Here is an 18754-nt window from a genome sequence, read left to right as displayed (position 1 = left end):
AGCTCTCAAAACTGGATGGGGATCCTGCGTCGTGTTTCGTTCGCCCCAACTCGAACACGGAACGGGGACCAACTTTCGTGCTAGAGCGAAGCCCACTTTTCGCGATACTGAACCAGGAAATCCACAAAAGCGCGCACCCTCTGCGGGATGTGACGACCTTGAGGGTACAACAACGTGTACGGCCTTGATCGCCCACTAAACGGTTTCAAGACTTCGACGAGTCGCCCATCAGCGAGCTCTTGTTCCACGATGAATTTGTAGGTTTGGAATAATCCGGCACCGTTCCTGGCAAGTGTCACTCCGCCCAGCACGTCGTCGGAACAGGAATAGCTTCCAGCAGTAAATACCTCACGCTCTCGACCGTCCTCTTGGAACAGCCAAGAGATACGCCGCCCGCTACTCGGAAGCTCAAATTGAATGCATTCATGCTGGTCCAGGTCCTGCAAGGTATGCGGTGTCCCGACTTTCTCCAGGTAGGCCGGAGACGCTACGACAACCAACTTGGCATCCTCCAGCAACCTCGCAATCATCGTGGAGTCAGGCTGAGCTCGTACTCGAATCGCCAGATCGTACCCTTCTGCAACGAAGTCGATATTTCGATTACCGAGGTGGATATCAACGGTTACCTCAGGATAAAGCTCTCGAAATTTTGGCAGCAACGGCAGGATGCGGTGGTGCCCATAGGTCGTAGGCAGGCTGATACGAAGGCGGCCTGAAGGTGTTGCTTGAGCGCCCATAACTGCCTGCTGGGCCTCCACCAGTTGCGTGAGCGCCTGGCTGCACTGCTCGAAAAAATCCTTTCCCGCATCGGTCAATCGGATGCTTCGGGTAGTCCTTGCAAACAGCCGAGAGCCAAGCCTTTTTTCCAGGCGAAGGATCGACCTACTCACTGCGGCCGGAGTAACGCCAGCGAGCTGAGCTGCGGCAGTAAAGCTGCCCGCTTCTGCGGACAGGCAAAACAGCTCAATACTTCCCAACTGCAAATCGTCAAAATGCCGCTTCATAGGATTTATCCTTACGGGGGCTGGTAGGAGTCTGGGTGCCGGACTCTGCAGTAGGCAGATACACTGACCTGAGAGCGCTGCTTGACATTTAGACTGCTCGGTCTAATTATCCTTGGATGGACATTCCAATGAAAGCCCCCAGGCGCGGGCGCCCCCCAAAAATCTCGCGTAGCGATCCCGATACCCGGCGTGCATTGATCCGTTGTGGCGTGGAATTGCTGACCGAGCAAGGGTTCAACACTACGGGTATTGAACAGGTACTCAAACGGGTTTCCGTACCGAAAGGGTCCTTCTACCACTATTTCGACAGCAAGGATGCCTTCGGGCGTGAGGTCCTCGCTGAATACGGAAAGTTCTTTGAGCGCCGCCTGCGCCGAATCCTGCTCAACCCCCATCGAGAGCCGTTGGAGCGCATTCAAGATTTGCTGCAGGAGTCGCTCATCGGCATGGAAAAGTACAACTGGCGTCGCGGCTGCCTGGTAGGCAATCTCGGCCAGGAAGTGACTTTGCTGCCCGATGATTTTCGCGATCAGATAGAGAAGATTTTTCGAGACTGGGAGGCACTGCTCAGCCAATGCCTTCAGGAAGCGCAGGCCAACCTATCAATAGCCCAGTCCGTGGAGTGTGAACAACTGGCGGCTTTCTTCTGGATTGGCTGGGAGGGCGCAATCACGCGCGCACGTCTCTGCGAAAGTGGCCACCCACTGTCGATCTTCGTCAGGGGATTTCTCGCCGGCATTGCCCGGTGAGTTTTTATCGTCGATTACTAGACAGCCGGTCTAAAAGGAGTCGCTATGTTCAATGCAGTCGTTGTGGAGAACCAGGAAGGCGCTAAGCAGGCCCATTACAGAGAGCTATCCGATGACCAATTGCCAGCCGGCAGTGTCACCGTTGCGGTTTCTCACAGTACGCTGAACTACAAAGATGCCCTTTGCATCACAAGCCGGAGCCCGATCGCCCGGCACTTTCCCATGATTCCGGGGATTGATCTTGTAGGGGTGGTGGAGCGCAGCGAAGACAGCCGCTATCGCGAAGGCGATTCTGTTTTACTCAACGGCTGGGGTGTTGGGGAAAGTCATTGGGGCGGCCTGTCCCAGAAGGCCCGGGTGAGCGCAGATTGGCTGATTCCTCTTCCGCAGGGGATGACACCCCATAACGCCATGGCGATAGGCACCGCGGGTTACACATCCATGCTTAGCCTGATAGCCCTGGAGCGCGCCGGGCTAAAGCCTGATGCAGGGCCTGTTTTGGTAACCGGGGCGAATGGTGGCGTCGGCAGCATTGCCGTAGCGCTGCTGGCCGCCCGAGGGTATCAGGTCATTGCCTCGACCGGCCGGTTAGATGAGGCAGACCACTTGGTCCGGCTGGGCGCGACGGAAGTGATTGATCGAAACACGTTATCTACACCTGGTAAGCCTTTGGGCAAAGAGCGCTGGACAGCGGCGATTGACTCGGTTGGAAGTCACACCCTTGCGAACGTATGTGCTCAGACCAAAGCCGACGGCTGGGTTGCCGCCTGTGGCCTGGCACAGGGTATGGATTTCCCGGCGACAGTAGCACCCTTCATTCTGAGGGGGGTGAGCCTCTTGGGGATCAACAGCGTGACACGTCCATACGCCGAACGAGTCGAGGCATGGGCTCGATTGAACGCGGAACTGGATCTGTCGGTTCTGGGGCAGTTAACACGGGAAGTACCGCTTTCAGAAGTCATCCCTGTTGCAGATGACCTTTTGGCTGGAAAGATTCGCGGACGCCTCGTTGTTGATACCAGCGTTTAATCCATAGCCCAAACACGCTCGATGCTTTCAAAGAGGCCAGCCCTCCGTGTTGGGGGCTGGATCACTCTTGAGGCAATTGCATCTCTAGCTAAGGCCGAAGGTATCTTGCTTAATCCGGTTTACTCTGCAAAAGCCTTTGCCGGCATGCTTCATGACATCGCTGCGGGAGATTTCGTCGAGGGGGCTAACCTACTATTCCTGTTCACAGGCGGCGGACCAGGCGTTTATGCCTATCGCAGCGCATTCGATTTCTAAGAAACCAGTGTTCACAGAGAAACTGCTCATCACCGGAATGTGCCGGTGATGAGCATTCTGTCAATCAATGGCCTGCGCTCTGACCGCCGTCGACGTGCAGGATCTCGCCAGTGACAAACGAAGCGCTGTCCAAGTAGAGAATCGCTTGAACGATGTCGTTGATCTCGCCCATGTGACCGACGGGATGCAGCTTGCCCAGGGCATCGTGAGTTTCGGCGCCATGCATTGGGGTCTTGATGATGCCAGGCGACACGGCGTTAGCGCGGATGCCTCGCTTGGCATACTCAATCGCGATCGATTTGGTGGCAGCGTTGATGCCACCTTTGGTGAGGGATGCCATTACCGACGGAACGCCGTCGATTGCGTGGTCAACCAGGCTGGTGGTGACGCTGACCACATGCCCGCTACCATTCTTTTCCATTTCCGCTATGGCGAGCTGGGAAATGTAGAAGAAGCCGCTCATATTGGTCGCAACGACCTGCGCATAGTCTTCTTTGGTGTAGCTGGTGAATGGTTTGGCGACGAAAATCCCGGCGTTGTTGACGAGCGTATCGATGCGCCCGAAGCGGGCCACGGCTTCGCGCACAACTCGTTCCGCTGTGGCCGGATCCGCAATATCACCGGCAACAGTCAGGATATCTGTATCGGTCGATGGTTGAATGGAGCGCGAAGTCGCTACCACTTTGTGGCCGAGGGCTCGGAACCCTTTCACTACACCTGCACCAATGCCTTGAGATGCGCCAGTTACGATGATGACTTTTTGATTATTGCTCATGATATTTCCTCTACGATGGATTAAGTTTTCAGTTAGACGAAGCGGCTTGTGCCGCCTGCCTTAACACTTGCTCGTAATACTCAACAGACTGTGAGCCTGCGACGACTTGCCGATTGTTCAGTACCATTGCGGGTACAGAGTTTATGCCGCGGTCCAAGTAAAAATTTTCGAGCGCTCGGACTTCATCGGTGAATTGCCCGCTTTCAAGTACTACCTGCGCTTGCTGGGCGTTCAAACCGACTTTCTGAGCCAACGCCACCAACGTCTGATGACTGCTAGGGTTTTGCCCGTTCACGAAGTAAGCCTCAATAAGCGCTCGGTGTAGCTCGCTTTGGAGCCCTTCGTTCGCTGCCCAGAACAGCAGGCGATGTGCATCATGGGTATTGAAAAAGTGAGTTCGACTTTGGAGATTGAACTCAAAGCCGAGCTCCCGTCCTCTTTCAACAATCATCTGATTACGCGCCGCCACCTGCTCCGCAGTTCTTCCGTACTTGCGAATCATGTGCTGGATGGCGTCCTCACCTTCGGCAGGCATATCGGGATTGAGCTCAAACGGTTTAAACGTCAACTTGACGTCGATTTCGGCGGCTACGTTGGCGATGGCTTGGTCCAAGGCAGTCGAGCCCAGTGCGCACCAGGGGCAGACGACATCAGAAACGAAGTCGATTTTTACCGTGTGCTTCATGACTTTGACTCCGACAATTGCTTTCTGTACTCGGTAGTCGTAATGCCGGAGTAGCCCCAGTTATCAGTGTCGACTTCTTCGATCACGATGTGGGTCAACTTAGGGTCTTTATGAAGCACGCGCTCCATAGTTTCAGTAATTTCCTTTATTACCTGAGCCTTTTGCTCTCGGGTAACACCATCACGAGTGATGCGGACGCTGATGAATGGCATGGGAAGTTCCTCTATCAAGTGTGCATTTGGGTGATGAGCAGTTGATGGAGAAACTTTAAGAATTCAGAGCAAACTGATAAATATGCCCTGAGGTACTTCATTTGTGACCTCGTGTATCGAATCACGGGGCACTGGGTAGGATTTTCTGGCCTGGTACCTGCCTGGGCCCAGCTATGGCAGGCTATAGCTGCCAGTCGTGCTTCGCACAGAAGAAGGGGTTGGGATGGATCGTTTGCAAGCAATGCAGGTTTTTGCCCGAGTAGTGGAGACCAATAGCTTCAATAGAGCAGCTGAGGCCTTGGGGATCATGCCGTCATCGGCCACCCGCATGATCAAGAATCTTGAGGATTACCTGGGGGTCCGCTTGCTCAATCGGACGACACGGCAGCTGAGCCTGACAGCGGATGGTGAGCATTACTACCGTCATTGTCGGCAGGTGCTGGCGGACATTGATCGTGCGGAATCCACCTTTCCGGGCGGGAACGCCACCCCGCGAGGCAGATTGCGTGTGGATATCTCGAATTCTTTAGGTCGTCTTTTCGTTCTACCTGCAGTGCGCGAGTATCAGCAGCGATTTCCTGAGGTCGAATTGGTTATCGGCCTGAGTGACAGGACCGTAGATCTGGTGCAGGAAGGCATTGATTGCGTGATCCGAACCGGAGTGCCGCTCGACTCTGCAAGCCTGGTAGCTCGGCAAATTGGCAGTTTCGACTGGGTAACGTGCGCCTCTCCACAGTACCTTGAAGCGTATGGCGTACCCAGGTCCTTGGACGATTTGCAGAAGCATCAGTCAGTGGGTTACCTGTCTAGTAGGACTGGGCGATCCATCGAATGGCACTATGTGATCAACGACGCTCCTGTCTTTGTTCGAGTTCCTGAAAAGCTAACCGTAAATGACACAGACGGCTATGTGACATGCGGGCTGGAAGGCCTTGGCCTGATACGGGTGGGCAGCTACATGGCTTGGCCCCATTTGAATTCCGGCAGATTAGTTTCGGTGCTTGAGGGTTATACCGCGCCGCCCGTGCCGATCTCAGTGATGTATCACCACAGTAGCTACCATTCACCGACGCTGAGGTCGTTTGTAGACTGGGTCATTGAGCTGTTTAAAAACTCAAAATTAGGGCTAGGCAATTAACCCATCACACCTCCTCACTGCATACCAAGCGTTGAAAGCCAAATGGGGGTAGTGGTCGACGGTCATAATTCGACTTTTTGCAATTGTGAAATCGAGTTTCGGCACAGACATAATGAATGCTTTTGGCCAAAATCCTTAACTGACTAGCGACTGCAAGAGTCGCCGACTGCTCATACTGAGGGTTTTCAGTTCTAACGAGGTGGCTTTATGACTAATGAGACTACTTTTAACAAGCGCAAGATACTCGTGCTCGGCGCAGGTGAATTGGGGCTAGAGGTTCTGAGAGAGTTATCTGCACAAGGGGTGGCCATCGGAAAGGCAGATGTTTCGGTAATGCTGAGGACATCATCCAGCAGTTCTTCAAGCCAACGGAGTCAACTGCTCACTGAACTGGATGCTCTTGGGGTTAGCGTGATTGCGGGGGATGTGGTGGGTGACAACCTGGAAACCATCGCCGAAACTTTTGCCAAATTTGAGGTAGTGGTTAGTTGCGTAGGCTTTGCTGCTGGTCCAGGCACTCAGCTAAAGCTGGCCTTGGCAGCTATCGAGTCAGGTATCAGAAAATACTATCCTTGGCAGTTTGGTGTTGACTACGACGTGATCGGGCGCGGTAGCGCTCAGCCACTCTTCGACGAGCAACTTGATGTTCGTGATCTATTGCGCTCACAAAGCAGGATCGACTGGACGATTATTTCTACTGGTATGTTCACAAGCTTTCTCTTCGAGCCATCCTTTGGTGTCGTAGATCTCGAAAGCAAAACAGTTAATGCACTTGGCGACTGGGATACGTCCGTTACTGTCACCACGCCTCAAGACATTGGTAAGTTGACAGCGAAAGCAGTACTTTCCGAGCCTGAAATTACCAGCAAAGTAATCTACACTGCGGGCGATACCGTTTCCTATCGTCAGCTGGCAGATCTCGTAGATGAGGCGCTGGATTGTTCCGTTGCAAGGAATGTTTGGACGATTCCTTTCTTGCAGGACGAGCTCAAAAAGGATCCCGCCAATGTTTTGAAAAGATATCGACTGGTATTCGCGCAAGGCAACGACAACGGCGCTGGTGTAGCGTGGAAAAAAGAGGTATCTTATAACTATATGGAAAATGTAAAAGTTTCTACTATAGCAGATTGGCTTAAATCCAACGCAGCGGTATAGCTCAACTTATGACTGCTATCGCTTGCCAAATACAGCAGTTAAAGCTTTTTTGCTTAAAGCGGTAGCAGTCGCCGAATTCTATACCCGCTTTTTTCTAGCTTTAGCGTTTGGACTGCAGAGCGATCCGTGATACGGAGAAGAAACCATTCGCATTAGTAACAAATTTAAAATCGTAACCGAGCTGCTGTGCCATATGTCGAAATGCGGCCATTTCACGTCGCGCTGGATTGCTTTCGTTGTCATCCTCAATGGTGGCACTCAGCTCGACTAAATGCTGCTCAATCATCGCTAAAACGCTATCCACGTAAGGAGATGGAATCGTGATCTGCCTGTCGCCCAGTATGCTCATTGAGTCAGCTTTCCTTTGTTCCTAACTTCTGTCATCGAGAAACAATCTTCGAATATTCAGTTGATGAAGCCTGAAGAATGACGACCCATAGCTCTGAGCTGGTACTCGTTTACAGCTCGAAATTGCGACTCCGCTATTTGACGTAGCCGCTCGATTTCATCCCCCGGGTCGAGCCGAAGCTTGAGCCTCATAAAGCCAGTCCGCCAGTAGCTGAAGGCGCTCTACCTCATGCTTTGCCAACCCGAAGGCCTCCGCTGCTTGAGCATCGCGGATAGCTCGAAGCGCTTGCCGCATCAGCGGCTCGCCTGCTTCGACCCTTCCCTTTAATGTGCGTTTCACAGCCATGGTGCTTCTTGCCACCGGTACCGCACAGGAATGGCAGCCGCTCAGGGGATTGCAGCCACGCCGTCATTGTTGCACCCTCATCACTCATTCTGGCACGGGAGGGCAGCATGGACTGGAGTGACATGCGGATCTTCCTGGCGATTGCTCGCAGTGGCTCGTTGGGAGGGGCCGCCAGGGCGCTGGAGGTCAGTCACCCGACGGTCGGGCGACGCTTGCAGGTGCTCGAACAGGCCAGTGGGCAAGCGTTTTTCCTGCGCACTGCCCAAGGGCTGGTGCTCACCGACAATGGCGAGCGGATTCTCGACCTGGCCCTCGCCATGGAGCACAGTGCCCTGGCCATCGAACGTCGCCTGGCGGGGCATGGCGATCAGCCGGAGGGGCTGTTGCGCATCTCCTCGGCCGACTGGTTCGCCTGCCATGTGCTGTCGCCGGTGCTGGCCGAACTGGCACGGCGGTATCCGTTGATCGTGCCCGAAGTCATCGCCGGGCATCGGCTGTTCGACCTTGCCCGCCGCGATGCCGACATCGCTTTTCGCATCGTGCCCTTCACCGAACCCGACATCGTCCAGCGCAAGCTGACGACCTTGCCGTACGGGCTCTACACCGCGTTGCATGCTCCGGCGCCACAACCGGGCGGCGAGGGGCTGGGGTTGATCCTGATGAACGTTGCCCAGGCCCATTACCCGGATGTGCACTGGCTACAGCAGCGCTACCCGCTGGCCCGCACCGTGTTCACGAGCAGCAGCCGGACGGTCCAGGCGCAGATGTGCGCGCAAGGGCTTGGGGTCGCCGTGTTGCCACGCGTGCTCGGCGACGCGGTGCCGGGCCTGCGGCTGCTGGATGAGCACCAGCCACCCCCGGGGCGGGACATCTGGATGGGCTATCACCGCGACATGCGCCAGCTGGACCGGCTGCGCGCCCTGGCCGACCTTGCCTCCAGCATGATTGGCACGGGGTAGCAGGTTGCCGACGCTCAGCTCGGGCGCATCGCCGCTGCCTCCGCCAGTGGTGCCGGCTGTCGCGCCAACGTCAGGCTCAGCGCAACTCCCACGGCCAGGCAGGCGGCCATGCACAGCACGGCGATCATGAAGGCGTGGGTGATGCGGGCGGCCGTTGCCTGCTCACCAAGCAGGCTGTAGAAAACGCCGCCGATGAGGGCTACGCTCAGCGAGGTGCTGATCTGCAAGGTCGCACTGGTGATGCCTGCGATCATTCCGGCATATGCCGGTGCGACCCGGCCCGTGACCAGGCGCATCAAGGTCGGCAAGGCCAGCCCTTGTCCCAGCCCGATCAGGAACAGAGTGGCCGTCACGGACGTGAAGGGCGGGGCAAGGCCAGGCGCAGTCACCGACATCAGCCAACCCAGCCATAGCAACCCGATCACCTCCAGCCCCATGCCTACGGGGTTCAGGTAACCGCCGAGGACGCGCCTGAGCAGGGGAACCGAGAGCGGGCCGATCAGGAAGCCGGCGCCGAACGGCAGGAAGACCAGGCCGGCATGCAGTGCGGTCATATGCAGTGCGCCTTGCAGGTAGATCGAAAACAGCAGGAAGAACACGCCAATGGCGTAGAAGCACAGCGCTACCAATAACGCCCGGCCCAGCCCGTGGGCTTGCAGCGCGGCCGGGGCCAGCAAAGGGGTTCCGCCGGTGCGGTGCAGGCGCGCCTCGTAGCGCCAGAACAACGCCCCCAGTACAGGCGCTGCGGCGAGCGACAGTACCGCCCACCAAGGCCATCCCGCTTCGCGGCCCTCGATCAACGGCACGACCAGGGCGCCGAGGGCCAGCATCGACAACGCCGTGCCCACCAGGTCCAGCTTGCTCGCCTGCAGCGCACGGGTGTCCTTGAGCACGGGGATACCGAATGCAATCACTAGCAATGCAATCGGCAGGTTGACCAGGAATATCGCGCGCCAGCCCATGCCGAACAGGTCGAGCGCAATCAGCACGCCGCCCAGCGCCTGGCCGAGCACAGACGCCAGGCCAAACACGGCCCCGTACAGGCTCAGGGCCAATGACCTTTCCGCTGCCGGGAAAATCGCCTGCACCGAGGCGAGTGCCTGCGGCGCCATCACGGCGGCGCTTACGCCCTGCAAGGCGCGCCCGAGCACCAGTACCCATGGTGCAGCCGCCACGCCGCACAGCAGCGAAGCAGCGGCAAAGCCCAGCAGGCCCATGAAGAACATCCGCCCGCGACCGTACAGGTCGCCGAGTCGTCCGCCGGTGATCAGCGTCACGGCATAGAGCGTCGCGTAGGATGCGATCACCAGCTGCTCGGCAGAGGCACCTGTGCCCAGGTCGGCCTGTATCGAGGGCAGCGCGACGTTGACGATGAAGAAATCCAGCGGAGGCAGAAACGCACCGACCAGCAAGATGGCGAACATCAACCAGCGCCGGGGTTCGCTGGCTTCGTTTTCGATTCGAGACATGACAGGCATCCTGTGTGGCAACTCAGGTTCGATACGCGTGCAGGCCAGGTTTCCTGGAGCAGGGTTGTCGACCCGCTCGTGCCTGGCCGATGGGCCACACTCTAGGGAATCACATCCCGGCGCGCGCCTTACGAAACTGCACGGGCAACGTTCATTGCTGTCAGTCTCGCTGGCACCTCAGCGTGGGGTAGGGTGGTTGGGCTTGCGGTCATCGCGGCCGGCTTGCCGGGCCTCGGCGCGTACCACCAGCCAGATACCGACCGCCGACAGCGCCATTCCCGCTGCCATCTGCCAGGACAACGGCTCATCGAACATCGCCCAGGCCCAGAGCAGGGTGATCGGTGGGCTGAGGTACAGCACGCTGGCGACGCGGGTGGCTGAGGACCTGCGCAGGCAGGCCCAGTACAGCCCATAGCCGCCAAGCGTCGACAGGGCCACGGTCCACGACACGCTCAGTGCAAAGCCTGCGCTGGCAACCGGTGCCAGGCTGCGTTGGCTGCCTTCGATGGCCGCGAAGGCGAAACTGGAGACGAAACCGGTCTGGGTCGGGCCGATGAACGCGGCGGCGGTCCTGCGCGACCCGTTGCCGCTGGCTGCCCATGCCTTGCAATGCCCCTACCGTGAGGCCATGGTCGAATCACTCAAGGCCTCGGGACGCCGATCGCGCATTATCCTTGAAAGCCACTCCAACCAGGCCGTCAAGGCCTGTGTGGAAGCCGGCTTGGCCATCAGTGTGATCGACCGGGCCAAGGTCACCGAGCGCATGCAGATCCTCGAGGGGCTGCCGGCCATTCCCGACCACGACATCCTGTTCGTGCGCAGCCCGGCATCGGGCGGGGACGGCGCCGTGACTTTGCTGGCGCGGGCGATGCGGCAATCGTTTCGGTTGTAAGCAAGGGGCGGACGCTTCGATGCGCCGCCAGCGGGTATTGACTTATCGAAGAATCTCGATATCCTCGCGTCATGGAATTGCTAGAAGTCTTCAAAGCCCTGTCGAACCCGATACGCCTTCAGATACTGAAGGGGTTGAAGGATCCCGCAAAGAACTTCCCTCCTCAAGACGAAGGGGACGTTCTGACGGTGGGCGTGTGCGTCAGCAGTATCCAGGAAGGCATAGGGCTTTCGCAGTCTACGGTGTCGAGTTACCTCGCAACGCTGCAACGGGTGGGTTTGGTTGAGGTCCGGCGCATAGGCCAGTGGACATATTACAAACGCAATGAAGCCGCCATCAGCGCGCTTGCCGAGATCATCGGGAAAGACCTGTAACTTTTTTTGCTTCATCATATCGAAATATCTCGATATCCCTTATTCCAGATATGGAGGTTTACCGTGAAGGCGATGTTGCTCAAATCCTACGGCGGGGCAGATGCCTTCGAGCTCTGCGAGGTGCCGAAGCCTGTACCGCTGGCGGGACAGGTGCTGGTCCGGGTACACGCAACATCCATCAACCCGTTGGATTATCAAGTCCGCCGTGGTGACTACTACGACCTGGTGCAGCTGCCCGCAATTACCGGGCATGATGTGTCGGGGGTTGTAGAAGCCGTTGGTGCGGGCGTGACGGCCTTCGCTCCAGGAGACGAAGTCTGGTACACGCCGCAGATATTCGGCGGGCCGGGGAGTTATGCCGAGTACCACGTGGCAGCCGAAAGCATTATCGCCCGGAAGCCTGCGTCACTGAGCCATCTGCAGGCGGCTAGCCTGAGCCTGGTCGGTGGCACGGTGTGGGAAGCACTGGTCGTGCGTGCGGCGCTTCGAGTGGGGGAAAGCATCCTCATACACGGCGGTGCAGGGGGCGTCGGTCATGTGGCGATCCAGCTGGCCAAAGCCATGGGCGCACGGGTGTTCACCACGGTGCGCGAGACCAACGCTGAATTCGTACGTGGGCTGGGCGCCGACGTGGTCATCGATTACGAAAAAGAAGACTACGTTGCTGCCGTGATGCGGGAGACTAACGGACAAGGTGTCGATGTGGTGTTCGACAGCATCGGAGGCAACACCTTGGCAGGTAGCCCTGATGTGCTTGCACAACTGGGCCGCGTCGTGTCGATCGTGGATACGGCACAACCACAGAACCTCATCCAGGCCTGGGGCAAGAACGCCAGTTACCACTTCGTGTTCACCCGCCAGAACCGCGGCAAGCTCGATGAGTTGAGTGCGTTGGTGGCGCGTGGGCAACTGCGGCCGCATATCGGCGCCGTCTACTCCCTTCGCGACATAGCGCTGGCCCATGCCCGTCTGGAGAGCCCCAATAACGGTATCCAGGGAAAGATCGCCATCGCCGTTGTCGAGGAATTGCCATGATCTATGAAATCGCTCTGCTTCCCGTTCATTCGCAACACATCGAAGCGTTCAGGGAGGCATTTGCCGAGGTCGCGCCTTTGCTCACTCGCGCCAAGGGCTACGGCGGGCACATGCTGGCGCAGGGGGTAGAGACGCCACACGTATTCAACCTGATCGTGCATTGGGCGTCACTTGCAGACCACACGCCTGGTTTCGAAGCCAGTGAAGACCATCGCCTGTTCATGCTGGGGCTGGCGCCGTACTTGTCGGAAGAACCGCAGGTTTATCATGTGGACGGTGCCGGCTTTCCCACGGGTGTTTGATCGACTTACAGGGGGGGCGAGCAAGGCCGTCGGGTCAGGACGCACTTGGTTTTTTCTCGAATGCGGCCTCCAGTACTTGCTCGATCTCGGCCAGCTTGTGTTCGGTGCCTGCCACCACGACCGCAGTCTGATTGGCGCAATTCACCAATAGCTCCAGTGTCGCCGGATGGTGATCGCCCGGAAATTTCCGGAGCACGAAATGAACCGTCGCATGACTGCGCCAGGTGGCCTGATCCATGGACCAACGAGGGTCGGCGAATGCAAAAATGACCGCCTGGGTTTGCCTATCAAGGAGTGAGGGCACATACACCCATTGGCTGTTGCGCGCTTCCCAGGCGGCGACCTTGACCGCGAATCTGCCGCCTGGGGCGAGGATTGTTTCCATTTCTTCCATTTGCCACAGCTCCTGGGGCAGGTTGTTCAGCGTCTGGAGGTAGGCTGCGGCAATTAGCCGGCAATGGATAGCGAAGCCGTAGAATTGCTGGCCTTTGCGACTGTCCGCTTTCGCCCCATAGCTGTCGCTCATGGCTTCAGTAGAACGACAGGCGCTTCAAACATAATCGGCCGAGGATCGACTCACCTGTCGACATAGTGACGCGCCCCAAATAGCATGCCTCAATCCAATATGCCCGAGCTGGTAAAATGATCTCAGATCCTGGCACACCAACTCTAGACCAGCTGAAAGTTCTCCTGACGGTCGTAGAAGTGGGAAGCTTCGCTGGCGCTGCAAGGAAATTGCATCGTGCAACGTCAGTGGTGAGCTATGCCATTTCCAATCTGGAGATGCAGCTCGGCGTATCACTTTTTGACCGCAAGACGACACGTAAACCACAGCTGACAGAGGCTGGCCGTACAGTGTTGGCCGAAGCACGAACCATCATCAACGGAGTCAACGGACTGCGATCGAAGGTGTCTGGACTGCTGCACGGTCTCGAAGCAGAGGTGCATCTTGCTTTGGATGTAATGCTGCCAGCGGAGCGGGTGGTCGATGCGCTCAGGACTTTTAGACAGGTGTTTCCCACCGTGGCTTTGCATCTACACATGGAAGCGCTCGGTGCGGTCACGCAATTAGTACTTGAGAAAAAAGCCGGCATTGGGATCAGTGGCCCCCTGGACCCGGGAAGGGATGGCCTTGAGCGTGTCGGTGTAGGGAGTGTTGAGTTAGTACCCGTTGCAGCCCCGGCGCACCCACTTGCCCTCGCCAGCCGCAACGAGCCTGGTGCGGCAAGAAATCACATCCAATTGGTTTTGTCAGACCGCTCACCGCTTACCGGGGACAGAGATTTTGCCGTAGTGAGCCCCCGTACATGGCGGCTCGCTGACTTAGGCGCAAAACACATGCTCCTCAAGGAGGGCATTGGCTGGGGCAACATGCCCTTACCTATGGTCCAAGCGGACCTCAATGCGGGACACCTTATCCATCTCGATCTTCCTGATTGCAAAGGCGGCTCTTACGCGTTTGACGCTATCTACCGGACTGATTCGCCGCCTGGGCCGGCTGGGCTATGGCTCATCAAACGCTTCGGCCAGCAAGCCGAAGCTCTCTAGACTTGTCGAATAAGTCGTATTAACCGTTCGATATTCTTCTGGTTTTTAGCCAGCTAAGCCCCTGTTAGGGTGTTGCTCATAGACCAGACACGCGCACCTTCGGTGCCTGGGCCTCAATAATCGCAAGACTCCGGTGCTACAAAGGTGAACTTATGTGTTCAGCAGCCGAGCTTCTCCACCACCATTTCGAAATGTTTGTTGATGACCATGAAAAGTGGAAATCCCTACTCGCTCCGGACATCGTCTGGGAGCTGCCTTTTGCCCCGAGTCTCGGTCACCCGGAGAAGCTGGTCGGCCGCGAGCAAGTGCTCAATCATGTCGGATGGTTTGTCGGAGCGGTGGAGTCGTTTCAATTCCACAATCTACGTATTCAACAATTCACTGATCCACTAACCGCCGTCGCGCAAGTCAAGGCACAGGGGATCATCACTGAGACGGGTAAACCCTACTCGCAAGAATATGTCGTTTTCGTTAGCGTTCGTGAGGGTAAGCTGACGCATATTCGTGAGTACTTCGATCCTGTCCAGGCGGCTTACGCCTTGGACTCCCCCGTGGTGATGCCAGGCTAGCGGCGCAGCCGAGTGCACGAAAGAAGCAAAACTCCGACAGGCAAAGCAAGGTCGCCAAGGAGTCGCATGTCAAAAAGAGAGAAATTGGCACCGTCGAAAGCGACAACCAATTCCTGACTTGGAGACATCAAAATGACTGACTTCATCCCAACCCCAAACGAAGTGGCAGGCAAAGTGGTGCTGGTAACCGGCGCGGCTAGCGGCATCGGGAAGGCCATCGCCGAGCTCCTTCACAGCCGTGGAGCGAAAGTCATTGCCGAGGATATCGACCCGAAAGTCAACGCCCTTGAGCGTCCCGGCCTGGTTCCTTTCGTCGCCGATATCACCGTTGACGGTTCTGCCGAGCAAGCGGTGGCGTTGGCGGTAGAGAAGTTTGGCAAGCTGGACGTCCTGGTCAATAACGCCGGTCGCATCCTATACAAGCCCCTCGTCGAAATGACCCGTGAAGATTGGGAATGGCAGATGCAAACCAACGTGACGGGGGCGTTTCTTCATTCCCGAGAGGCGATGAAGGAGATGATGAAGAACAAGAGCGGCGCGATCGTGAACATCGCCTCGTACGCGTCCTACTTCGCATTTCCCGGTATCGCGGCCTATACCGCGTCCAAAGGCGCATTAGCACAGTTGACTCGTACCCAGGCACTGGAAGCAATTGAGCATGGCATTCGGGTCAATGCCATTGGCGTGGGAGATGTGGTTACCAACCTTTTGAACCATTTCATGGAAGACGGTCGTGGGTTCCTGCAAGAGCATGGCAAGTCCGCGCCGATCGGTCGAGCTGCAGCACCGGAAGAGATTGCCGAGATTGTCTCTTTCCTGGCTTCCGAGCGCGCCAGCTTCATTGTCGGTTCGGTGGTCATGGCCGATGGCGGCATGAGTGTCCCGGTAGGTTAATCCTTCGCCTCGTCCGCGTTGTGCTGAATTGGCAGCACAACGCGTTTCCTTGCTAGCAGACCTTTTCAGCGGAGGCGTCATGACCGCACTTCGAAAATCCGACTTTCCCCTCATCGACGTTCGCCAGCATCTGGAAACCGGGCCCATCGTGCTCGTGACCTCAGCCTGGAACGGCGAAAGCAACATCATGACCATGGGCTGGCACATGATGATGCAATTCGATCCAGCCCTTTTTGGCTGCTACATCTGGTCGGGGAACCATAGCTATGAACTGATTCGCAACAGCCAGCAATGCGTGATCAACGTACCCACTCTGGAGCTGGCGGACCAGGTGGTCGCGGTGGGAAACAGTACGGGCACTGACGTGGACAAGTTTGGTAAATTCGGACTTACCGCGACAGCGGCGACGCGGGTTGCAGCGCCGCTGATAGCCGAATGTTATGCCAGCTTCGAATGCCAGCTGTACGATTCGAAGCTGATTGGCGATTACGGTTTGTTCATCTGGGAAGTCGTCAAAGCGCACGTAGATCGCTCCGTGGAGCAGCCTAGAACGCTGCACTACAGGGGAGGCGGTCAATTCATGGTGGCTGGAGAAACCTTGGACTTTCGCCAGCTATTCCGTCCCCAGAACCTCTGACTGGCATAGCCCACTCACTATTTACGGTATTGAGTGGGCGTGATGCCAACCTCACGTTTGAACACCTGCGAAAAATGGCTTGGGCTGCTGTATCCGATCTCCAAGCCTATATCGATCACGCTCCGATCCGTTTCGACCAGGAGCTGCCGGGCTCTTGCCATCCTCAGTCTGATAAAGAACTGCGACGGAGAATAACCAGCGGCTTTTTTGAACAGCCGGCTGAAGTGGTACTCGCTCATCCCAGCTATTTCGGCCAAGTGCCCGAGATTGAATTCCTCAGCCAGATTCGCCTCCATCGCCGACAGCACGCGGCGCAGCTTGTAAGCAGGCAATGCGTTGCGGCGCACGATATCGTCCGCTGAGCTGTCTAGGTAGCTGCGGGCAAGGTGAATGGCGATGCACTGGGCCAGACCCTGCAGATAAAGTGGACTGGCCCTGTGCCCCGTCAGCTCCAGGCGAACTTGCTCCAATAGAACGGACAACCCATCGTCACGCCCGCCTGAGACTTCACGTAGTCGAACCGCTTCCACAGACCCGCCCAAGACCTCATGGATGGCTTTTTCCAAAAGCGGGATGCCGAGGTAGATATGCATGACTTCAAATGGTTCTACACCGTCTACGTGCCAGCGCATCTCGTAAGGCTGTGACGAGGTAGTCAGGAAGAAATCACCTTTGGACACCTGGCTACATTGCCAGTCGCCATCAAGCTCACGCTCCTGAACGGCAGCATTCCCGGAGATGATCCACACGAGCAAGGGCTCAGCTACGGCGGGCACGATAAAGCTCTCTTCGTTACGCTCCCGGTTGAAGATCTGCACCAACATATCCCTATCGGCCAGGACGTCCGAGGCGGCAAGCCGCTCACCCCGAATGTAAGCCTCCAAACCATGGGCTGAAGTCCGCTCTATGACATCCATGGGAATTGTCACCTCAGTCAGTACGCGTGCTCAAACGAGCCACCTCGGGCATTGGTCTCACAGGGTGGACTTGAAGTTCAAGCCTAGGCTTTCAATGGTGAAGGCCCATCGCGGACCCGTTTGGGGATGTAAAGAACCCGCTCTGGATGCGTGTTCTGAAAGGTAAAGGTCGAAAAAAAGCCGGAATGTCTCCATTCCGGCCGGGCCTTCAACGCTCGGGATATAGAATCATCCCTGCGTGATACAGCACGTTGCTACGAAACTCCCCGTCGGCAGTAAATCCGCTGTCATCCACATACTCGATGTGATCACCCTCTAGCCAGTATCGACCTTGGTACGCGCTTTGTTGCTCTCCGCGGGCTTCGTCATAGCGGCCGCCAGGCAGGAGCTCATGGCGAATGCGACCGTCAGCCGTCACCCACATGCCAACGTATTTATCCTGCTCTCCAAGTGGTTCACCCATGGCATTTCCTCGCTGTCGACCAAACATTCAGAATGGACTTGCGGTTGGACGCACGATCAGTTCGCTGACATCGACATCTGCAGGCTGTTCTACGGCGTAGGCGATCGCCCGGGCAATCGCCGAGGCTGGAATCGCGATCTTGCGGAACTCGCGCATCTCGGTTCGCCCGCCCTCATCGGAAATGCTGTCGGCCAGTTCGGACTCGGTGACGCCTGGGGCAATGACGGTGACCCGGATGTCCCCCCCCACCTCCTGGCGCAAACCTTCGGAAATGGCCCGTACGGCATATTTGGTAGCGCAGTACACCGCAGCGGTCGGGCTCACGGCGTAGGCTCCAATCGAGGCAATATTGATGATCTGACCGGCACGCTGTTCTTGCATGAGCGGCAGAGTTGCGGCAATGCCGTGCAGGACGCCGCGAATGTTCACATCGATCATCCGATTCCACTCATCTACCTTGAGCGCTTCGAGTTTCGAAAGCGGCATGACGCCGGCATTGTTGATCAGCACGTCGACGCGTCCGTGCAGTTCGATAGCGAAGTCGATAAAGGACTGCATGTCATCCAGGTTGGTGACATCCAGCGCCAGGACATCAGCGACACCGCCTGCTGAACGAATCTCCCTGGCCAGAGTTTCCAGGCGATCGGTGCGGCGGGCGCCCAGGACCACGCGAGCGCCTTTGCTGGCAAGCAGGCGGGCTGTCGCTTCGCCGATACCACTGCTGGCGCCGGTGATGACGATGACTTTTTGTTCGATGCCGTGCATTTTCGTACTCCTGTTTCTGGCTTAAGGGGCCACCGCCGGCAGGCAGGTGGTGAAGCAAGAGTAAGAAGCCTTGGCTGGGCTGGGTTATCCGATTCCTCCGGTCAACATGCACGATCCTGCGTAAGCGGTCGGCGTTTGAGGCCATGCAATGACAGCGGGCAAAAAGCAAACATGCTTGTCGATTTCATCGAACGTAAACAACGAAATTAGGCGTCTATTCAGCTATGTGAGGCT

At 57.1% G+C, this 18754-nt stretch carries 23 protein-coding genes and 2 pseudogenes; 13 read left to right on the top strand and 12 right to left on the bottom strand.

The features are described from left to right. Positions 1-80 precede the first annotated feature (80 nt). Positions 81-1004, bottom strand: a complete 924-nt coding sequence (locus V3314_RS20330; protein ID WP_046614889.1) for a LysR family transcriptional regulator — start codon at positions 1002-1004, stop codon at positions 81-83. Between the two features lie 128 nt (positions 1005-1132). On the opposite strand from V3314_RS20330, the gene V3314_RS20325 reads away from it, so the two are divergent. Next, positions 1133-1753, top strand: a complete 621-nt coding sequence (locus V3314_RS20325; protein WP_161797626.1) for a TetR/AcrR family transcriptional regulator — start codon at positions 1133-1135, stop codon at positions 1751-1753. A gap of 45 nt (positions 1754-1798) precedes the next feature. Continuing rightward, a complete protein-coding gene (locus V3314_RS20320) occupies positions 1799-2782 on the top strand; it encodes an MDR family oxidoreductase (protein ID WP_046614891.1) in 984 nt (327 codons plus the stop codon). Between the two features lie 319 nt (positions 2783-3101). On the opposite strand, the gene V3314_RS20315 is transcribed toward V3314_RS20320, so the two are convergent. The 3 genes from V3314_RS20315 to V3314_RS20305 are packed head-to-tail and all read right to left on the bottom strand — an operon-like array spanning position 3102 to position 4709. Then, complete coding sequence (locus V3314_RS20315; RefSeq protein ID WP_196172693.1) at positions 3102-3812, bottom strand: SDR family NAD(P)-dependent oxidoreductase; 711 nt, start codon at positions 3810-3812, stop codon at positions 3102-3104. A 28-nt stretch (positions 3813-3840) separates the two neighbouring features. Then, positions 3841-4497: a DsbA family oxidoreductase gene (locus V3314_RS20310; protein WP_196172691.1), complete on the bottom strand. Its 657-nt coding sequence runs from the start codon at positions 4495-4497 to the stop codon at positions 3841-3843. Continuing rightward, positions 4494-4709 carry a 4-oxalocrotonate tautomerase family protein gene (locus tag V3314_RS20305; RefSeq protein WP_196172689.1) on the bottom strand — a complete coding sequence of 72 codons (216 nt, stop codon included), beginning with the start codon at positions 4707-4709 and terminating at the stop codon, positions 4494-4496. The genes V3314_RS20310 and V3314_RS20305 overlap by 4 nt, the downstream gene beginning before the upstream one ends. A 223-nt stretch (positions 4710-4932) precedes the next feature. Here V3314_RS20305 and V3314_RS20300 point away from each other — a divergent pair, with 223 nt between their 5' ends. Then, positions 4933-5847: a LysR family transcriptional regulator gene (locus tag V3314_RS20300; protein ID WP_135002301.1), complete on the top strand. Its 915-nt coding sequence runs from the start codon at positions 4933-4935 to the stop codon at positions 5845-5847. A 207-nt stretch (positions 5848-6054) separates the two neighbouring features. Beyond that, positions 6055-7002: an aromatic alcohol reductase gene (locus tag V3314_RS20295; protein WP_196172687.1), complete on the top strand. Its 948-nt coding sequence runs from the start codon at positions 6055-6057 to the stop codon at positions 7000-7002. A 100-nt stretch (positions 7003-7102) separates the two neighbouring features. Here the strand turns inward: V3314_RS20295 and V3314_RS20290 are convergent, their stop codons facing one another. Both V3314_RS20290 and V3314_RS20285 read right to left on the bottom strand, forming a co-directional pair. Beyond that, positions 7103-7351, bottom strand: a complete 249-nt coding sequence (locus tag V3314_RS20290) for a hypothetical protein (RefSeq protein ID WP_338459567.1) — start codon at positions 7349-7351, stop codon at positions 7103-7105. A 156-nt stretch (positions 7352-7507) separates the two neighbouring features. Continuing rightward, positions 7508-7690 (bottom strand): hypothetical protein, encoded by a 183-nt coding sequence (locus tag V3314_RS20285; protein WP_338460326.1) that lies wholly within the window; start codon positions 7688-7690, stop codon positions 7508-7510. Between the two features lie 113 nt (positions 7691-7803). Between V3314_RS20285 and V3314_RS20280 the strand changes: the two genes are divergently transcribed. After that, positions 7804-8655, top strand: coding sequence for a LysR family transcriptional regulator (locus V3314_RS20280; protein WP_046614898.1), 852 nt, complete (start codon positions 7804-7806; stop codon positions 8653-8655). Between the two features lie 14 nt (positions 8656-8669). Here the strand turns inward: V3314_RS20280 and V3314_RS20275 are convergent, their stop codons facing one another. Further along, positions 8670-10124, bottom strand: coding sequence for an MFS transporter (locus V3314_RS20275; RefSeq protein ID WP_046614899.1), 1455 nt, complete (start codon positions 10122-10124; stop codon positions 8670-8672). 177 nt (positions 10125-10301) lie between these two features. Continuing rightward, a pseudogene (locus V3314_RS20270) lies at positions 10302-10658 on the bottom strand (DMT family transporter); the annotation flags it as partial. Between V3314_RS20270 and V3314_RS20265 the strand changes: the two are divergent. The 4 genes and pseudogenes from V3314_RS20265 to V3314_RS20250 form a co-directional block, all read left to right on the top strand. Further along, positions 10654-11016, top strand: a pseudogene (locus V3314_RS20265) (LysR substrate-binding domain-containing protein); the annotation flags it as partial. The pseudogenes V3314_RS20270 and V3314_RS20265 overlap by 5 nt on opposite strands. A 71-nt stretch (positions 11017-11087) precedes the next feature. Continuing rightward, a complete protein-coding gene (locus tag V3314_RS20260) occupies positions 11088-11390 on the top strand; it encodes a metalloregulator ArsR/SmtB family transcription factor (protein ID WP_003256877.1) in 303 nt (100 codons plus the stop codon). A gap of 63 nt (positions 11391-11453) precedes the next feature. Then, positions 11454-12425 carry a zinc-dependent alcohol dehydrogenase family protein gene (locus V3314_RS20255; RefSeq protein WP_046614900.1) on the top strand — a complete coding sequence of 324 codons (972 nt, stop codon included), beginning with the start codon at positions 11454-11456 and terminating at the stop codon, positions 12423-12425. Then, entirely contained in the window at positions 12422-12727 is a 306-nt protein-coding gene (locus tag V3314_RS20250; RefSeq protein WP_046614901.1) for an antibiotic biosynthesis monooxygenase, read from the top strand. Before V3314_RS20255 ends, V3314_RS20250 begins: the two co-directional genes overlap by 4 nt. A gap of 34 nt (positions 12728-12761) precedes the next feature. On the opposite strand, the gene V3314_RS20245 is transcribed toward V3314_RS20250, so the two are convergent. Beyond that, positions 12762-13253, bottom strand: coding sequence for a hypothetical protein (locus V3314_RS20245; RefSeq protein ID WP_052970517.1), 492 nt, complete (start codon positions 13251-13253; stop codon positions 12762-12764). Positions 13254-13369: 116 nt separating this feature from the next. Here V3314_RS20245 and V3314_RS20240 point away from each other — a divergent pair, with 116 nt between their 5' ends. From V3314_RS20240 to V3314_RS20225, 4 genes are all read left to right on the top strand, one after another. Beyond that, positions 13370-14275 (top strand): LysR family transcriptional regulator, encoded by a 906-nt coding sequence (locus V3314_RS20240; RefSeq protein WP_196172683.1) that lies wholly within the window; start codon positions 13370-13372, stop codon positions 14273-14275. Positions 14276-14427: 152 nt separating this feature from the next. Next, positions 14428-14844: a nuclear transport factor 2 family protein gene (locus V3314_RS20235; protein ID WP_046614903.1), complete on the top strand. Its 417-nt coding sequence runs from the start codon at positions 14428-14430 to the stop codon at positions 14842-14844. Positions 14845-14976: 132 nt separating this feature from the next. Further along, a complete protein-coding gene (locus V3314_RS20230; RefSeq protein ID WP_027609281.1) occupies positions 14977-15738 on the top strand; it encodes an SDR family oxidoreductase in 762 nt (253 codons plus the stop codon). 79 nt (positions 15739-15817) lie between these two features. Next, complete coding sequence (locus V3314_RS20225; RefSeq protein WP_135002295.1) at positions 15818-16375, top strand: flavin reductase family protein; 558 nt, start codon at positions 15818-15820, stop codon at positions 16373-16375. Between the two features lie 17 nt (positions 16376-16392). On the opposite strand, the gene V3314_RS20220 is transcribed toward V3314_RS20225, so the two are convergent. From V3314_RS20220 to V3314_RS20210, 3 genes are all read right to left on the bottom strand, one after another. Beyond that, positions 16393-17292 carry an AraC family transcriptional regulator gene (locus V3314_RS20220; RefSeq protein WP_338459566.1) on the bottom strand — a complete coding sequence of 300 codons (900 nt, stop codon included), beginning with the start codon at positions 17290-17292 and terminating at the stop codon, positions 16393-16395. A gap of 208 nt (positions 17293-17500) precedes the next feature. After that, positions 17501-17755, bottom strand: a complete 255-nt coding sequence (locus tag V3314_RS20215; protein WP_046614906.1) for an Atu4866 domain-containing protein — start codon at positions 17753-17755, stop codon at positions 17501-17503. Positions 17756-17782: 27 nt separating this feature from the next. Further along, entirely contained in the window at positions 17783-18520 is a 738-nt protein-coding gene (locus V3314_RS20210) for an SDR family oxidoreductase (RefSeq protein WP_046614907.1), read from the bottom strand. Positions 18521-18754 lie beyond the last annotated feature (234 nt).

This window comes from Pseudomonas sp. TE3-3-F2023, assembly GCF_036784815.1.
GTDB lineage: Bacteria > Pseudomonadota > Gammaproteobacteria > Pseudomonadales > Pseudomonadaceae > Aquipseudomonas > Aquipseudomonas pudica.
This window is presented reverse-complemented; position numbering and strand designations above follow the sequence as displayed.

Bases quoted from the DNA above. Each gene is read 5' to 3' on its own strand.
- V3314_RS20330 (WP_046614889.1), bottom strand. From the start codon at position 1,004: ATGAAGCGGCATTTTGACGATTTGCAGTTGGGAAGTATTGAGCTGTTT.
- V3314_RS20325 (WP_161797626.1), top strand. From the start codon at position 1,133: ATGAAAGCCCCCAGGCGCGGGCGCCCCCCAAAAATCTCGCGTAGCGAT.
- V3314_RS20320 (WP_046614891.1), top strand. From the start codon at position 1,799: ATGTTCAATGCAGTCGTTGTGGAGAACCAGGAAGGCGCTAAGCAGGCC.
- V3314_RS20315 (WP_196172693.1), bottom strand. From the start codon at position 3,812: ATGAGCAATAATCAAAAAGTCATCATCGTAACTGGCGCATCTCAAGGC.
- V3314_RS20310 (WP_196172691.1), bottom strand. From the start codon at position 4,497: ATGAAGCACACGGTAAAAATCGACTTCGTTTCTGATGTCGTCTGCCCC.
- V3314_RS20305 (WP_196172689.1), bottom strand. From the start codon at position 4,709: ATGCCATTCATCAGCGTCCGCATCACTCGTGATGGTGTTACCCGAGAG.
- V3314_RS20300 (WP_135002301.1), top strand. From the start codon at position 4,933: ATGGATCGTTTGCAAGCAATGCAGGTTTTTGCCCGAGTAGTGGAGACC.
- V3314_RS20295 (WP_196172687.1), top strand. From the start codon at position 6,055: ATGACTAATGAGACTACTTTTAACAAGCGCAAGATACTCGTGCTCGGC.
- V3314_RS20290 (WP_338459567.1), bottom strand. From the start codon at position 7,351: ATGAGCATACTGGGCGACAGGCAGATCACGATTCCATCTCCTTACGTG.
- V3314_RS20280 (WP_046614898.1), top strand. From the start codon at position 7,804: ATGGACTGGAGTGACATGCGGATCTTCCTGGCGATTGCTCGCAGTGGC.
- V3314_RS20275 (WP_046614899.1), bottom strand. From the start codon at position 10,124: ATGTCTCGAATCGAAAACGAAGCCAGCGAACCCCGGCGCTGGTTGATG.
- V3314_RS20260 (WP_003256877.1), top strand. From the start codon at position 11,088: ATGGAATTGCTAGAAGTCTTCAAAGCCCTGTCGAACCCGATACGCCTT.
- V3314_RS20250 (WP_046614901.1), top strand. From the start codon at position 12,422: ATGATCTATGAAATCGCTCTGCTTCCCGTTCATTCGCAACACATCGAA.
- V3314_RS20245 (WP_052970517.1), bottom strand. From the start codon at position 13,253: ATGAGCGACAGCTATGGGGCGAAAGCGGACAGTCGCAAAGGCCAGCAA.
- V3314_RS20240 (WP_196172683.1), top strand. From the start codon at position 13,370: ATGATCTCAGATCCTGGCACACCAACTCTAGACCAGCTGAAAGTTCTC.
- V3314_RS20235 (WP_046614903.1), top strand. From the start codon at position 14,428: ATGTGTTCAGCAGCCGAGCTTCTCCACCACCATTTCGAAATGTTTGTT.
- V3314_RS20230 (WP_027609281.1), top strand. From the start codon at position 14,977: ATGACTGACTTCATCCCAACCCCAAACGAAGTGGCAGGCAAAGTGGTG.
- V3314_RS20225 (WP_135002295.1), top strand. From the start codon at position 15,818: ATGACCGCACTTCGAAAATCCGACTTTCCCCTCATCGACGTTCGCCAG.
- V3314_RS20220 (WP_338459566.1), bottom strand. From the start codon at position 17,292: ATGGATGTCATAGAGCGGACTTCAGCCCATGGTTTGGAGGCTTACATT.
- V3314_RS20215 (WP_046614906.1), bottom strand. From the start codon at position 17,755: ATGGGTGAACCACTTGGAGAGCAGGATAAATACGTTGGCATGTGGGTG.
- V3314_RS20210 (WP_046614907.1), bottom strand. From the start codon at position 18,520: ATGCACGGCATCGAACAAAAAGTCATCGTCATCACCGGCGCCAGCAGT.